Annotated in this window: 17 protein-coding genes; 12 read left to right on the top strand and 5 right to left on the bottom strand. The window is 73.9% G+C overall.

From position 1 onward, the window contains the following. Positions 1 to 2 precede the first annotated feature (2 nt). The 4 genes from ACZ4TG_RS09665 (at position 3) to ACZ4TG_RS09650 (ending at position 4,311) form a co-directional block, all read left to right on the top strand. On the top strand, positions 3 to 1,139 hold the full coding sequence (locus ACZ4TG_RS09665; RefSeq protein ID WP_468161074.1) for a SagB/ThcOx family dehydrogenase: 1,137 nt from the start codon (positions 3 to 5) through the stop codon (positions 1,137 to 1,139). Next, the gene (locus tag ACZ4TG_RS09660; protein ID WP_468161073.1) at positions 1,136 to 2,035 is read left to right on the top strand and encodes a nitroreductase family protein; all 900 of its coding nucleotides are present in this window, start codon (positions 1,136 to 1,138) and stop codon (positions 2,033 to 2,035) included. The genes ACZ4TG_RS09665 and ACZ4TG_RS09660 overlap by 4 nt, the downstream gene beginning before the upstream one ends. Positions 2,036 to 2,038: 3 nt before the next feature. After that, positions 2,039 to 3,283, top strand: a complete 1,245-nt coding sequence (locus ACZ4TG_RS09655) for a YcaO-like family protein (RefSeq protein ID WP_468161072.1) — start codon at positions 2,039 to 2,041, stop codon at positions 3,281 to 3,283. A gap of 62 nt (positions 3,284 to 3,345) precedes the next feature. Continuing rightward, positions 3,346 to 4,311: a hypothetical protein gene (locus tag ACZ4TG_RS09650; protein ID WP_468161071.1), complete on the top strand. Its 966-nt coding sequence runs from the start codon at positions 3,346 to 3,348 to the stop codon at positions 4,309 to 4,311. Between the two features lie 41 nt (positions 4,312 to 4,352). Here the strand turns inward: ACZ4TG_RS09650 and ACZ4TG_RS09645 are convergent, their stop codons facing one another. Then, the gene (locus ACZ4TG_RS09645) at positions 4,353 to 5,024 is read right to left on the bottom strand and encodes a phytanoyl-CoA dioxygenase family protein (protein ID WP_468161070.1); all 672 of its coding nucleotides are present in this window, start codon (positions 5,022 to 5,024) and stop codon (positions 4,353 to 4,355) included. Positions 5,025 to 5,271: 247 nt separating this feature from the next. On the opposite strand from ACZ4TG_RS09645, the gene ACZ4TG_RS09640 reads away from it, so the two are divergent. The 3 genes from ACZ4TG_RS09640 (at position 5,272) to ACZ4TG_RS09630 (ending at position 7,738) form a co-directional block, all read left to right on the top strand. Next, positions 5,272 to 5,832: a DUF4232 domain-containing protein gene (locus ACZ4TG_RS09640; protein WP_468161069.1), complete on the top strand. Its 561-nt coding sequence runs from the start codon at positions 5,272 to 5,274 to the stop codon at positions 5,830 to 5,832. 76 nt (positions 5,833 to 5,908) lie between these two features. After that, positions 5,909 to 6,325 (top strand): ATP-binding protein, encoded by a 417-nt coding sequence (locus ACZ4TG_RS09635; protein ID WP_468161068.1) that lies wholly within the window; start codon positions 5,909 to 5,911, stop codon positions 6,323 to 6,325. A 267-nt stretch (positions 6,326 to 6,592) separates the two neighbouring features. Then, positions 6,593 to 7,738 carry a phospholipase D-like domain-containing protein gene (locus ACZ4TG_RS09630; RefSeq protein ID WP_468161458.1) on the top strand — a complete coding sequence of 382 codons (1,146 nt, stop codon included), beginning with the start codon at positions 6,593 to 6,595 and terminating at the stop codon, positions 7,736 to 7,738. Positions 7,739 to 7,815: 77 nt separating this feature from the next. Here the strand turns inward: ACZ4TG_RS09630 and ACZ4TG_RS09625 are convergent, their stop codons facing one another. Beyond that, on the bottom strand, positions 7,816 to 8,169 hold the full coding sequence (locus tag ACZ4TG_RS09625; protein WP_468161067.1) for an STAS domain-containing protein: 354 nt from the start codon (positions 8,167 to 8,169) through the stop codon (positions 7,816 to 7,818). Positions 8,170 to 8,237: 68 nt separating this feature from the next. Continuing rightward, positions 8,238 to 8,921 (bottom strand): hypothetical protein, encoded by a 684-nt coding sequence (locus tag ACZ4TG_RS09620; protein WP_468161066.1) that lies wholly within the window; start codon positions 8,919 to 8,921, stop codon positions 8,238 to 8,240. A gap of 198 nt (positions 8,922 to 9,119) precedes the next feature. Here ACZ4TG_RS09620 and ACZ4TG_RS09615 point away from each other — a divergent pair, with 198 nt between their 5' ends. Beyond that, entirely contained in the window at positions 9,120 to 9,407 is a 288-nt protein-coding gene (locus ACZ4TG_RS09615; protein ID WP_468161065.1) for a hypothetical protein, read from the top strand. Positions 9,408 to 9,443: 36 nt separating this feature from the next. On the opposite strand, the gene ACZ4TG_RS09610 is transcribed toward ACZ4TG_RS09615, so the two are convergent. Then, the gene (locus tag ACZ4TG_RS09610) at positions 9,444 to 9,854 is read right to left on the bottom strand and encodes a hypothetical protein (RefSeq protein ID WP_468161063.1); all 411 of its coding nucleotides are present in this window, start codon (positions 9,852 to 9,854) and stop codon (positions 9,444 to 9,446) included. Positions 9,855 to 10,026: 172 nt separating this feature from the next. Here ACZ4TG_RS09610 and ACZ4TG_RS09605 point away from each other — a divergent pair, with 172 nt between their 5' ends. The 4 genes from ACZ4TG_RS09605 (at position 10,027) to ACZ4TG_RS09590 (ending at position 12,451) form a co-directional block, all read left to right on the top strand. Beyond that, the gene (locus ACZ4TG_RS09605) at positions 10,027 to 10,245 is read left to right on the top strand and encodes a hypothetical protein (RefSeq protein WP_468161062.1); all 219 of its coding nucleotides are present in this window, start codon (positions 10,027 to 10,029) and stop codon (positions 10,243 to 10,245) included. Between the two features lie 163 nt (positions 10,246 to 10,408). Continuing rightward, a complete protein-coding gene (locus tag ACZ4TG_RS09600; RefSeq protein ID WP_468161061.1) occupies positions 10,409 to 10,591 on the top strand; it encodes a DUF6381 family protein in 183 nt (60 codons plus the stop codon). A 147-nt stretch (positions 10,592 to 10,738) separates the two neighbouring features. Next, the gene (locus tag ACZ4TG_RS09595; protein WP_468161060.1) at positions 10,739 to 11,626 is read left to right on the top strand and encodes a YihY/virulence factor BrkB family protein; all 888 of its coding nucleotides are present in this window, start codon (positions 10,739 to 10,741) and stop codon (positions 11,624 to 11,626) included. A 120-nt stretch (positions 11,627 to 11,746) separates the two neighbouring features. Then, the gene (locus tag ACZ4TG_RS09590; RefSeq protein ID WP_468161059.1) at positions 11,747 to 12,451 is read left to right on the top strand and encodes a dioxygenase family protein; all 705 of its coding nucleotides are present in this window, start codon (positions 11,747 to 11,749) and stop codon (positions 12,449 to 12,451) included. A gap of 124 nt (positions 12,452 to 12,575) precedes the next feature. Here ACZ4TG_RS09590 and glpK read toward each other — a convergent pair whose 3' ends face one another. After that, the gene (glpK, locus tag ACZ4TG_RS09585; protein ID WP_468161058.1) at positions 12,576 to 14,093 is read right to left on the bottom strand and encodes a glycerol kinase GlpK; all 1,518 of its coding nucleotides are present in this window, start codon (positions 14,091 to 14,093) and stop codon (positions 12,576 to 12,578) included. Between the last annotated feature and the right edge of the window lie 61 nt (positions 14,094 to 14,154).

The following is a 14,154-nucleotide window of genomic DNA, read 5'->3' as shown; positions in this document are numbered from 1 at the left end:
AGGTGACATCGGCCGAGTTCCCGGTGGACCTTCCGGGTGAACTGCCGTTGTCCATCCATCCGTTGGTCCGTCTCCAGCGGACCGCGGACGGGTGGCTGCTGACCCGCACCGGCGATCGCACCGGCTACCGGGTCGACACCCTGGCCGCCGCCGTACTCGTACGCGCCGCAACGCCCGTGTCTCCCAAGGAACTCGCCGGGGAGCTGGCCGGCCACGCGACCGAGCAGCGGGTGCGCGGGACCATCAGGCGGCTCCTCGACGCGGAGTTCCTGGCGCCCGCCGAGGACGAGCCGCACCACGTGCTGCGCACCGAGCTCGCCGAGTGGAGCGCCGCGGGCTGGGAGGCAGCCGCCGCGTACCACTTCCAGACGTACGGCTACGAGTTCGAGACGTACCGGCCGGACGGCAGCAGCGACGAGGACACCCGCCGCATGCACCGCTACGCGGCCGAACGGCGCGACACGGACCGGGCCACCTCCTACGGCGGCGCGGCGCACGAACTCCGCGAACTGCCACCGCCCGAACCGGCCCTGGCTCCGGCGCCGCTCACCACCCGCCGTCCCTCCGGGCAGCCGCTGACGGCCGAAGCCCTGAAGGGCCTGCTGTCCCTCCTGGCCTGCCCGGTCGGGGAGTCGCCCCTGCCGTGGCCCGGAGCGGCGCCCGCCCTGCGCAAGACCAGCCCCTCCGGCGGCAGCCGCCACCCCACCGAGGTCTACGTCCGCACCGCCGGGGTCGGTTCCCTCCCGGACGCCTGGTGGCATGTGTCGGCGGTGGAGCGGCAGCTGGAGCGGATCACCGACCCGGGCGAGACGGACCTTCCGGCCGGGTACGGGGCGTCGGGACCGGGGGCCGGCGAGCCGTGGGCCCTGGTCCTGTACACCTCCGTCTTCGCGCGCAACCGCTACCGCTACCGGGAGCCGCGCACCTTCCGCACCGTGCACATGGACGTCGGGCACCTGATGGGGACGTGCGAGTTCCTGGCGGCCGCCCAGGGCCTGCGCGCGACACCGGTCAGCCGCCTCGACGGCGCCGGGGGCGCCGCAGGGTTCGACACGGAAGCCTTCGTGACCGCCCTCGGCCTGGACCCGCTGACCGAATGCCCCATCGCCGCGACGCGCCTGCTCGGAGGCTCCGGATGACGCCCTCGCCGCCCCGTCCCGGACCGACCCGCCAGGGGGACGGCCGGCTCGCCGTCGTCCGCCCCGACTCCACCGGGCGGGTCGTCTTCGAGGACGCCCTGAGCGGTACGCGGCGGAGGCTGGACCCCGAAGCCGCCATGCGCGCGGTCCTGGAGACGGCCCCGGCCCCCGCGCCGGAGACCGGAGCGCCGCAGGACACCGTCGCGGACTGGACCGGGCACGGGTGGCGGCCCAGCCTGGAGTACCTCCTGTGGTCCGAGCGCGCCGAAGCGCGGGGGAGCGCCCCGGAAGCGCTCGGTCCGCGCGCGCCGGGCCGCGAGGACTGGCAGAGCCTGCCGGATCCGGCGCCCCCGCCGCCCGCCCTCACCGCCGGCCGCCTGCTGGTCGACCGGCGCACGGTCCGGGTCTTCGGCCCGAAGCCGGTGACCGCGGCCGAACTGGCCGGCGTCATCGCGCTCGCGGACCTTGACCTCGGCCCGGGGGTCGGACTGAGGCTGGTGGTCTACGACGTCGAAGGCCTGGACCACGGAGTGTGGAGCGTCCGCCCGGACCGGCGCGCGGTCGGCCGCGACGCAGCCGGCGACTTCCGTGAGGAGATGTCGGCCCTCATGTGCGGCATGCCCGCGGCGCGCACCGCGGCCGTGACGCTCGTGCTGGTGGTCGACACGCACGGGCGCCAGCGGGCCTTTCCGTACGAGCGGGCACTGCGCGAGCTCTACGTCGACGTCGGCCGCCTGGGCCAGCACCTGATCATCGCGGCCGAAGCCCTGGGCCTCGGCTGCCTGATCACCCCGGCCACCAACGACCGCCGCCTCGGCGCGCTGCTGGGCCTGGCGGCCCGGGAGTACCCCCTCTACACCGTCACGGTCGGGCACAAGCGCCCGCCCCACGACTAGCCGGTGCGGCTCTCCGCTCTCGCCGGCTGCCGGCACGTCACGTACCGCAGCCCGCTGTCGGCAGGCCTCGTCGGCGCGTCCGTCCTCCGGCACGGCCGGGTGCTCGGCACCGCCTGGGACACCGCCGCGGACCGGGCGAAGCGGCGGGCCGTCGGCGAGGCGCTGGAGCGCGCCGCTTTGGGCCAAGCCGCTTTGGGCCGCGCCGCTTTGGGCCGGGTCGCCCCGGAGGGCGCCGCCGCGGGGGAGGAGCCGCCTCGCCCCACGGTCGCCACGGCCGCGGAACTGGGCGACCGGGCCCTACGCCTGGACGATGCGGTGCGCTACACCCCGCGCCAACTGAGGGATCCCGCGCTCGCGCGGTACCGGTGGACGCCCGGCACGCCCACCGCCTGGCTGACGGGCACCCGGCTGACGGCCCCCGGCGAGGAGGTACTGGTGCCGGCGGACCTCGTCCACATCCGCCCGGGGCGCGCGGCGCCCCCGATGCTGCGGCCGGCCGGCTCGGCCGGGACCGCCGCCCACCCCGACCCCGGCCAGGCCCTCCTGCGCGCGCTCGCCGAGTGCGTGGAGCGCCACGAGATCGCCGTCGCGTACCGCAGGGGCCTCCGCCCCGCCCGGGTCCGGGTCGACGACCATCCGGGGCTGCGGGCCACCGCCGCGCTCCTGGAGCGCGCCGGGGTCCGCCTCCTCGTCGGGCTCCTGCCGGTGGCGTTCGGGCTGCGCGTCGCCGTGTCCGCGCTGGCCGGCTCCGGGCCCGGGCGGCCGTCGGTGGCGGTGGGCAGCGGTGCCGGGACGGCCGCGGCCGATGCCGTGACCAGCGCCGTCATGGAAGCGGTCCAGGTCTTCCACTTCGCCTGGCAGCTCCGCCAACTCGGCCGGTCCGCGCCCCCGGTACCACGTACCCCCTCCGAGCGCGCGCTCTGGTGGGCCGCGCGTACGCAGGCGGACGCGGACGGCCTCTTCCAGGACTCCGCGCCGACGCCGTGGCGCGCCGCGACCGCGGACGATCCGCCGGCCGTGGCGCCGGCCAAGGCGGCCGCGAGGACCGCGGAGCTCCTGGAGCGGCACGGCCACCCGGGAGCGGTGCTGGACATCACCCCGGCCGGGTACGGCGCCGACGGCCCGCGCGTCGTACGGGTCGTCCTCCCCTCGCTGCTGCTGCCGCACACCGACGAGCGCCGCCCCTTCCTGTACGCGCCCTGCGCCCCGGATCCTCCGGTGGCCGGGCCGCCGCACCCTTACGTATGACCGCGCCCAGCCGCTCCGCACGAACGGTCCCCGCCCTCCGTACCACGGAAGAAGTCCCCGCCATGGCTGCCCAGTTGCTCACCCCAGACTGCCTGCTGAGCTTCCCGCCCCTCGACGTCGCCGTCCGGCTGACCTTCTCGCAACGGCTCGTACGCGACCGGGTGGTGGAGGCGGTCACCGGGGGCGGTGTCGCCTCCGCGCCCGCCATGACGGTCGGGACCGGTCCCGGCGGCGCGCAGGTGTGCGGCACGGTCCACGTCGAGACCGTCCCCGCCGCCGCCGAGGAGACGCGGGCCGCAGGGTCCGGCGCCCGGTGGGCGGTGTCGTACGCGGGCGACGCGTCCACGCGCACCTACCGGGCCGGGCTGGACGACATCGTGACGGACACGTTCAACGTCGTCCTGACGGTCCTGCAGACGGCGATGCTGAAGAGCTCCGTGGTCGCCGTCCACTCGGCCTTCGTCGACGTCGGCGGAGTCGGGGTGCTCATCGCGGGGCACTCCGGTGCGGGGAAGAGCTCGACCGCGGTGGCCGCGCTCGCCGCGGGCTTCGAGGTGTACTGCGGAGAGATCGGGTTCGTCGGCGACGGCCGCCTGGTGCTGGGGGAGTCGGGGCTGTCGGTGGCCGAGGCCGCCGCACAGAAGTTCGGGCTCCGCCCGCCTGCCGGCACCCGGCGCCACGGCGACAGCCTGATCGTGCCGCTGCCCGCACTGTCCGCGCCCCGCGCGGTCGACCTCCTGCTGTTCCCGCGGGTGGGGGCCGCTCCGCCCGCACGTCGGCGCGTGCCGCGCAGGGAGGCCGAGGTGCAGGTGTTCGAGTGCGTCACCAGCCAGGCCCCCGTCTTCCGCATGGTGGGCAACCGTACCGAGCACGTTTCCAGCCCGTGGGACGCGGCGCTGTCCCGGAGCACGATCGACCAGGCCTTCCGGCTCTGCGACGCACCGGCCTGGCTGATCGAAGGGACACCCCGGAGCATCGTCGAGTCACTGACCGAGGTGGTGAAGGCCGACGGGGCCGTGGACCGCTGAGGGCGCTGGGGCGAAGGTCCGCGCGGCGGCCGCGCCGGCTGTCAGGGGCGGGGCCGCGCACCTCGGGCGAGGTCGGCCGCGGTGAACATCAGGAAGAGGGAGGTCCGGGCTCCGGGAACCGTCCGTGCCAGCCGGCCGTGCCAGGTCTCGCCCAACCAGCAGAGGAGGTCGCCCGGTTCGGCGTCGAGCCAGGCGCGCTCCGCGCCGTCCGCTTCGGCGGGAGCGGGGTCGCGCAGGAGGCGGTGGCTGCCCGGAACGAAGAACGTCGCGCCCTGCTCGGCCCGCATCGGCTCGCAGATCACGTGCACGGTGAAGAACTGGGCGGGGCGGGAGAACGGTGAGCCGGTGCGCGCGCCGGTGTCGGTGTGCGCGCCGAGCTCGCCCTCACCGGCCACGCGCACCGCCCCCTTCACCATGTCCAGGACCGCGTCCTCACCGCAGACGGCCAGGGCGAGAGCGCGTACCTCCTCCGTCCCGACCACCCGGCGCAGGCTTTCGAGGCGCGGATGGCCGTCCAGCAGCGTACGGTCGCCACTGGCACCGGGTTTGGCGCGGGCCTGCGTGCCGACGTCGTGCCGCACCCGCTCGACGAGGGCTCCGTCGAGTACCTCCGGCAGCCGGGCATACCCGTGCGACAGCAGCGTGTCGCGCACGGTTTCCGCCCGTCCGGCGCGCGGCGCACCCCCGAGATCGGACACTCTGCTCGGCTCCACGACCAGCCCTCCTCCGCCCCGTCCGATTCCCTGCGCCCATCCGACTTCACCACAACCCGCCCTTGGACAAAGGCGGTTTGCGCAACCCGGACCCTGGTCGTCGAGCCGCTGCGCCCCGGCCGGGGCGCAGCAGCACCTCAGGGCCGACCGACGCCGCAACCCCCGGTCGACACGCCGGGGAGGGCGGGGGAGGATGAAAGAGCGGGCACCCTCCCGCACGGGATTCCCTGACCAGGGGAGAACGAGCATGGAACGCACAGCCATGGAACACACCGTGAAAAGTGCCGGGGTCCGGGCGTGCTGCTCGCTCCTGGCGGCCCTCGTGCTGTCCGGTGGCGCGTGGGCCGGCGCGGGACCGGCGGCAGCCGTGGACCAGGGGAGCGCGCACCGGGCCCCCGCGGCGCAGTGCAAGGGCGGCCAGCTCTCGGCGAGTGCGTCGGCCGGCTCCGTCCAGGTACGGATCACCGTGGTCAACAAGGGCTCGAAGCCGTGCGTCCTCTCCGGCTTCCCCACCGTCGCCCTCGCGGGCCAGGGCTCACCCGACCGGAACAAGCCGCTCAACGTCGTCCGCCGGGGCGACGCACGCCCCGTGCAGCTCGCGGTCGGCGGCCGCGCGGCGAGCCGGCTCACCTTCGCTCCGGTCCTCGGTGAGGCGGACGGCTACTGCGCGTCCGGCGCCAAGCCGACCGTCGCGCCGACGATGGTGGTGGGCATCGCCGGTGTGAGGACCCAGCTGGCTCCGAACGACGGCGGCGAGTTCGCCCTCTGCGGCAACTCCGTCACCGCCACCGCCTTCCGTCCCGCCTGAGCGGCGCCGCATGCCCGGGGCGGCGGCGGGTAACAGCGCCGTGCCGGACGAGGCGGAGAGCGAGAGGGTGGGGACATTGGTCATCAAAGCGGTCGGCTGGGCACGCTCGTTCCCGGTCGCGGCCGGTGTCCGGGCGGCGCGCCGGTGGACCGCCACGCATCTCGCCACCCTCGCGTGGTCCCGGGACGCGCCGGACACGGTGCACTCCGTCCTGCTCACCGTCTCCGAACTGGTGACCAACGCGCATCTGCACGCGGCGGCCGCCGCGCACCTGGTCGTCACCTGGGACGGCAACTGCCTGCACGTGAGCGTCGCCGATACCGATCCGTACCTTCCCGAGCCCCGGGAGGCCGGTGACGGGGCGACGTCGGGGCGCGGCCTGGGCATCGTCGAGGCACTCGCCGACACGTGGGACGTCCATGCCTTCCACGGCGGCAAGGCGATCACCGCGTGTTTCCACCCCGTCGACCAGCCCGACCCGCACGCCGGGTGACGGGGGTCATACCCCGCCGGTGGAACGCGGATGGTTGGTTGAGCGTTCATGCAGTTGTGGCCGCGCAGCCACACCCAGAGCCGCCCCGGTTGGTCACCCCCCCCCCGGACCAGCCGGGGCTTCCCACTGCCACCCGGCTGCCCCCGCCATCGTCCGTGCCCGCATACTGGGGCGACGCTGAGGAGCATGGACATGATGGAACGGGAGTTGGAGCTGAGCCCCCGCAGGCAGACCGAGGCGGGCTCGGCGGCCCTGGCACAGGAGCGCATGCAGCGCATCCGCAGGCGCCTGGAGCGGCTGATCGGCATCGCCGCGACCGAGGGCAACAGCCTGCGCCCGCTCCGCAACGGGGACCAGATCTTCGCCGCGATGCTGGAGGGGATCGGCGCGGCCCGCCACACGGTGGACATGATGACGTTCGTCTACTGGCAGGGCGACATCGCGCGCCGGTTCGCCGGCGCCCTCGCGGACCGCGCACGCGAGGGCGTGCGGGTACGGCTGCTGCTGGACGGGTTCGGGAGCCGCCTCATAGAGCGGGAACTCCTGGAGGAGATGAGCGCTGCCGGCGTCCAGGTCGCCTGGTTCCGCAAGCCGCTCTACCTCTCGCCGCTGAAGCAGAACCACCGCTGCCACCGCAAGGTGCTGGTGGTGGACGAGGAGGTCGCGTTCACCGGCGGCGTCGGCATCGCCGAGGAGTGGTGCGGCGACGCGCGCAACCCGCAGGAGTGGCGCGATACGCACGTGGAGGTCCGGGGCCCGGCCGTGGACGGGATCGCCGCGGCCTTCGCCCAGAACTGGGCCGAGTGCCACGAGGAGCTCTTCGACGACCGTGACCGGTTCGTCGGCCACGCGCCGGCCGGCGACGCGGTCGTGCAGGTCGTCCGGGGCTCGGCCAGTGTCGGCTGGCAGGACATGCAGACGCTGATCCGCGTCGTCCTGGAGTCGGCGGAGGAGCGGGTGCGACTGGCCACCGCCTACTTCGCCCCCGACACCTACTTCGTGGACCTGCTGTGCGCGACGGCCCGCAGGGGAGTGGCGGTCCAGATCCTGCTTCCGGGGGCCCACACGGACAAGCGGGTCTGCCAGCTGGCGGGTCAGCACCACTACGAGGCCCTCGTGGCCGCGGGCGTGGAGATCTTCCAGTACCGGCCGACGATGATGCACGCCAAGATCATGACGATGGACGGCGCGGTCTCCCTGATCGGCTCGACGAACTTCAACCGGCGCTCGCTCGACCACGACGAGGAGGTCATGCTCGCCGTGATGGACACGGAGTTCACCGCCGTACTCGACGCCCATTACGACCAGGACCTGGACGTCAGCGACCGCATCCGAGCCGGTCGGTGGAAGAGGCGCTCCCTGCGCCAGCGCGCCCGCGAGGCGGCGGTACTGCCCATCCGCCGCTTCCTCTGAATCCCGCTGAATCCCGCTGCGTCCCGCTGAAGTCCGCGCCTGCGCCCGGCTGCGCCCGGCTGCGCCCCGGCCCCGGGTCAGGCGGGCGGGACGTCGTCCACGGGGAAGAGCGACAGCGTCCCCGTGAGCTCGAACAGGCGCCGGAGCTGTTCTCCGGGACGGGCCACGCGGACGGTGCTCCCGGATTCCTCGGCCGCCAGGCGGGCCGCGAGGAGAGCGTTGAGCCCGGCGGAGTCGCAGAAGGTGAGGCCGCCGCAGTCGACCACCACCGGCCTCTCCGGCGAGGCGTGGGCGACGGCCTCGGCGAGAGCGGCACGCAGCGACGCGGCCCGTTCGATGTCGATCTCGCCCGTGGGCCGGACCACCACGGAGTCGTCCAGGACGACCACGGCGACGTCGGTCCCGGGCTGCCGGGCAGAAGGTACGGTCATGGTCGGTCACTCCTTGTCGTGGTCGGGCGGGTGTGACGTCGCGGGTCGGCCGCTCCCGGGCGACGGCCTCAGGTGCCGGCCCCGCGCCGGTCCCGGGTGTCCTGGCGGAGCCGGTCGGTATGGCGGGTCATGGCGTCGATGCGGTCGGCGAGCTCCGCGTCCTGGGGGCGCAGGTGTCGCCGGGTGTCGGTGAGCGGCCCGAGCAGGCGCGCCGCGTCACTGTGGGCGAGCGCCTCGTTCAGGTGGCCGACCGAGCGGTCGGCGGTGGCGGGGAGGCCGCTGAGCGCGGTGATCTGCCCCGCGAGCCGGCGCAGTGCGGCCGCGTTGGCGCGCGCCCAGGCGGTGACGGTACGGTCCGCCGCCCGGCGGTCGCGGACGGCCTGGACGCGCTGTTCGCCGGTGGTGTTCTCGGCGCCGGGGCTCAGCCGCAGATAGCGACGCTCGGCGGCCTGCCGGCTGGCGACCCCCAGGGGCCCGGCGAGCTCGGCCCAGCTGGCGCCCCCTTGGCGGGCGGTCTCGATCAGGCCCGTCTCCCAGTCGGCGAGCCGTTCGCGCACCTGCCGGAGCAGCAGGAGCGCGGCGAGTGCCTGATCGGGGCCGTCGTCGCCCGGCGTGCCGGCCGGCTCGGCGTCCTGGGCCGCTCGTACGGCCCGGTCGATGTTCCGCAGCGCCACCGAGGCGGCCAGGAAGGACGCCGGGCCCGGACGGGAAGCCGGCTCTCGGGGCCGCAGGGGCTGATCGGCTGCGCTCATGATGCTCGCCTCGCACGGATCACGTCGCCCTCGGGGTGACTGCATCAGCTGTCGTCGCTTCGGTGACATGGTACGACGAAAGCCCCCGGCCGCGCCTCATCCGCAGCTGCCCGGGCCGGCCGGCCCGGAGCCGTGGTCGACTGCGACAGGTGTGAGAGGGCAGACTCGGGGGAGCAGCCGACCGAGGGAGTGCCCCGCATGAGCGCCCAGCCGATCCGACCGCACGTGCCAGAGCGGGTCTCCAGGAACGCCGACGGGATCGCCGAGGCACTCGACGGCGCCCGCCGGCTGGAGTTCCTGCGGCAGCTGCTCGCCGCCGCGCCCGAACAGGCGGAGGCCGTGCTGCGGCGGTGGTGGTGCGAGGCGATGCTCGACACCGACCCGGACGGCGACCGGATCGCCGCGGCCGCGCTCGACGGCACACTGGCGACCACCACGGTGGACGCCGTCGTGGCCCACCGCCGACAGGCGGGCCTGCCCCGCTGATCGCCTTCCGGGCGACAGGCGACGGGGGCGGCGGCCTCAGCCGCCCACGGTCACCTTGACGGTGGGCGAGACGGTGGTGCCGGACATCACCCGCAGCTGCTCGGTGCCCTTGGTCCTGAACGTCGTCTCGAGCGAGTAGCTGGACCCCTGCTTGACCGTCGTGTTCGCGTGCAGGGTCGTCCACTTGGAGCCGTACTTGTGCTGCAGTACGACCTTGCTGCCGATCGGGAGGCCCTTCGTACGGCCGGTGAAAGTGACCTTCTCGCCGACCTTCACATCGGCGGGGGTCGCCCTGATGGTGATGTCGCCGGCCGCCTGGGACGCGGACGGACTCGGCGGGGCCGCGGCGGACGCGGAGGTGGCGACAGCGCCGGTGGTCATCAGGACGACGGACAGGGCGCCTGCTGCGACCCAGCGGGCGCAACGGCTGCGGGGCACGGCCCTCATGGTGGACTCCCGTCTTGGAGGATCCCCCGGCGACGCGAAGACACGCCCTGTGATCGCATCGCGCCTATCCGATGTTAAGGGCGCCGAACGGGCGACAGCGACTTGATCATGAGCACGGCTGTTCGGACGCGTCCCGGGTGCGGCCGGGCCGGGCCGGGTCAAGGCTGAGGCCATGAACAAGCACCTGATCATCAACCCGCCCGACGAGCACGGGTGGAGGCGGGTGAGCTACAACGGCGTCGCCATCGGCGTGGCCCACCGCCCGTCCGACATCGTGGTGTTCCTCGAGGCGGCCGGACTGGAGGACGCGGCGAACCTCGACCTCTCCGACCCGGAACTCGTCGAATGGCGGGGGCCCGGCCCGGAGAGCTGGGCCGAGTCCCCGCCGTAGAGCGCCGGCCGGGGCGCGCAGGAGGCGGAGCGACCCTCGTGGAGCAGCGACGGGCAGCGGGGAGCAGCGCGCATTACGGGCAGTGACTCCCCGAGATGCGCGGGACGGGACGCGCTGATTGCCTTGATCACGTCCACTCTCCCCACGGAAAACAGGAGTGATCATGAGTGTTGCCGGTGGTCGCGGTGCCGAGCAGATGCGTGCCAAGGCGCAGGAGATGCGGAAGGCGGCCGAGGGTATCAGCGACCCGAACGAGCGTCAGCGCCTCCTGGACAAGGCGGACCGGCTGATGGAGCAGAGCAAGGAGAGCGGCGGCAAGATCCCCGGCATGGACCCGATGGAATAGCCGTAGGCCGTAGCGGTCCGTCACCGCGTCCGCCGGCCGGTGTTCTCCCGCCCGTAGAGCGGGAGAACACCGGCCGGCCGTACTGCGTCACCCGACCGGCGCGCTCCTGCCCGGTGTAGGACCCGCCGCGCCGGGCAAGAGCGGCCCGTGGCATCGAACACCCTGCTCACCGGCCCGGCAGCCCCGGACGACCGTCCCCCCGCACTCGCGGCGCGGACGCGTACCGCGCTGCGCCGCACCGCGGTACGCGTCTGGAACGACAACATCGCCGACTACGCCGCCGCCCTCACCTACTACGCCGTCCTCGCCCTGGTGCCCGCCCTGCTGGTCTCGGTCTCCCTGGTGGGCCTGGCCGGACCGGGCACCCGCGACCGGCTGATCCTCGACCTCACCTCCTACGCCCCGCCCCAGTCCGCGGCCACGCTCCGTGAGGTGCTGGACGGCCTCACCGCGAAGCCGTCCTCCATGTGGGTGCTGCTCATCAGCGGAGTCCTGAGCGCCCTGTGGTCGGCCTGCAGCTACCTCGCGGTCTTCCGCCGCGCCCTGCACGCGATGCACCGGCTCCCCGACACGAGGCCGCCCCTGCGCTCCGCCCACATCCTCGTCCTCACCGCCGCCATGCTGCTGGGCCTGCTGGTGACCGGCGCGGCGAGCCTGGTCGCGACGGGCCCCTTCCTGCGCCGCCTCGCCGCGGCCGGGGGCTACGAGGGCGTGGACACCATGGCCGTGCTGCGCTGGCCGGTGCTGGTGGTGATCGCCACGTCCCTGATCCTGATCCTCTTCCGCAGCGGCCCGGCGCGGGCCAGGGGGACCCGCCGCGGTCTGCCGGGAGGCGTCCTGGCGGTCTTCCTCTGGCTGGCGGCCTCGGCGCTGTTCACGCTGTACACCGAGTTCGGCACCTACAGCCGGCTCTACGGTTCGCTGGCCGGGATCGTGGTGTTCCTCGTCTGGCTCTGGTTCACCAACCTGGCCCTGCTCACGGGCGCCCAGTTCAACGCCGTCCTGGCCCAAGACGAGCCGCCGTCCGCGCCCTGAGGCGCCGCAGCGGCCCGGGAACGGCCGTGTCGGTCGTCGCGCGGCCGGGGGCGGTGCGGCACGGTGGGTGCGGGCAGCCGTCCCGCACGACGGCACCGCAGCAGGTGGGAGTGGTGGCGCGTGACCGACAACGAAACCTCCGGACCCCGTCGTCGTACGGTCCTCCTGGCCGCCGGAACAGCCGGCGTGGCCGCGCTGGCCGCCGCCGTCGGTGCCTGTTCCGGCGCGATCCGCGCCACGCCCGCCAAGGCGCCGCAGGCGACGGCGCTCCCTCCCGGAGCCGGCACCCCGAGGTGCGTCCTGACCACGGAGTGGGGCCCCGGGCCGTACTACATCGATCTGGACCGGGTGCGCTCCGACATCACCGAGGGCCGTGCGGGCGTACCGCTGCGGCTGGAGTTCACGGTGGTCGGGACCAAGGCGGGCTGCGCCCCGCTGGCCGGTGCCGCCATCGACGTGTGGCACGCGGACGCCCAGGGGGACTACTCGGCGGACGGAGCCACCTTCCTGCGCGGCACCCAGATCACCGACAGCGCCGGCCGGTGCGAGTTCCGCACCATCGTGCCGGGCTGGTACGCGGGCCTCGCCCCGCACGTCCACTTCAAGGTCCGCCCCGAAGCCCGCAAGGAGACGACGGCGCAGCTCTTCTTCCCCGAGGAGTTCCTGGTTCCGGTGTACAGGCAGCAGCCCTACGGCCGCCGTCCGGCACCGGAGCACCCCAACAACCGGGACAAGCGCTACCGGGACTCCGGGGGCGCGCTGACCGTCACCCCCACGCGGGACGGCAACGGCTACCGCGCCGCGTACACCGTGGGAATCGCCTGAGCCGGCCGGACGCGCGGGCCGCGCCCGGCCCGGGTCGCGCCCGGACCGGGACGTACGTCGGGGCGCCCGCGGCGGGCGCCCCGACGGAGGCCGGGCCCATGCGACCTCGGCTGTTCGGCCCCGGCTACTCGACCTTGGCCCAGTTCAGCGTGCGTTCCACCGCCTTCTTCCAGCCCTCGTACCCTGCCGCCCGCTGGTCCTCGGACCATCCGGGCTCCCAGCGCTTGGACTCCTGCCAGTGCGTGCGCAGCTCGTCGGTGTCCCTCCAGAAGCCGGTGGCCAGGCCGGCCGCGTAGGCGGCGCCGAGCGCCGTGGTCTCGGCGACCACCGGACGGCTGACGGGTACGCCGAGGACGTCGGCCTGGATCTGCATGCACAGGTCGTTGGCCGTCACGCCGCCGTCGACCTTGAGCACGTCCAGGTGGACGCCGGAGTCCTGCTCCATGGCCTCCACGACATCGCGGCTCTGGTAGCAGATGGCTTCCAGAGTGGCCCGTGCCAGATGGGCGTTGGTGTTGAACCGGGCCAGCCCGACGATCGCGCCGCGGGCGTCGGAACGCCAGTACGGGGCGAAGAGACCGGAGAAGGCGGGGACGAAGTACATTCCGCCGTTGTCCTCGACGGTGGCCGCGAGGCGCTCGCTCTCGGCGGCATCGGCGATGATCTTCATCTGGTCGCGCAGCCACTGCACGGCGGAGCCCGTGACCGCGATGGAGCCCTCCAGGGCGTAGACGGCAGGGCTGTCGCCGAACTGGTACGCCACGGTCGTCAGCAGGCCGTGCTGCGAACGGACCAGTTCCGTACCGGTGTTGAGCACCAGGAAGTTACCGGTGCCGTAGGTGTTCTTGGCCTCGCCGGGCGCGTAGCAGACCTGCCCGACCGTGGCCGCCTGCTGGTCTCCGAGCACCCCGGTGATGGGGATCGCGGCGCGCAGGGGGCGCGAGGTGCGGGTCGCACCGTACGCCTCGGAGTGCGAGGACGGATTGATCGAGGGCAGCATGGCCCGCGGGATGTCGAAGAAGCCCAGCAACTCGTCGTCCCAGTCGAGGGTTTCCAGGTTCATCAGCATGGTGCGGCTGGCGTTGGTCACGTCCGTCGCGTGGATGCCGCCGTCCGGGCCTCCTGTGAGGTTCCACAGCACCCAGCAGTCCGTGTTGCCGAAGATGGCGTTGCCCTCCTCGGCCGCCGCGCGGACGCCGTCGACGTTCTCCAGGATCCACTGGATCTTTCCGCCGGAGAAGTACGTGGCCGGCGGCAGGCCCGCCTTGCGGCGGATGACGTCGCCCTGGCCCGAACGCTCCAGCGCGGCGGCGATCGAGTCGGTGCGCGTGTCCTGCCAGACGATGGCGTTGTAGTACGGACGGCCGTTGCGGCGGTCCCATACGACGGTCGTCTCGCGCTGGTTGGTGATGCCGATCGCCGCCAGGTCCGCCGGGGTCAGGTTCCCGTGCCGCAGGGCGTTCTGTATCACCGAGTTGGTGCGTTCCCAGATCTCCACGGGGTCGTGCTCGACCCACCCCGGGCGCGGGAGTATCTGGCCGTGCTCCAGTTGGTGCTTCGCCACTTCGTTTCCGGCGTGGTCGAAGATCATGAAACGGGTGCTGGTGGTTCCCTGGTCCACCGCGCCGACGAAGTCCGCCATGGGGTGCCGCCTCTCCTGTGGGATGGGCTGGGTCGCGGCTCACGCTGCCCCGGTCGGTGCC

This window comes from Streptomyces sp. NPDC028314 (assembly GCF_055565795.1).
The sequence above is the reverse complement of the archived record's forward strand: the minus strand, read 5'-3'. Positions and strand labels throughout refer to the sequence as shown.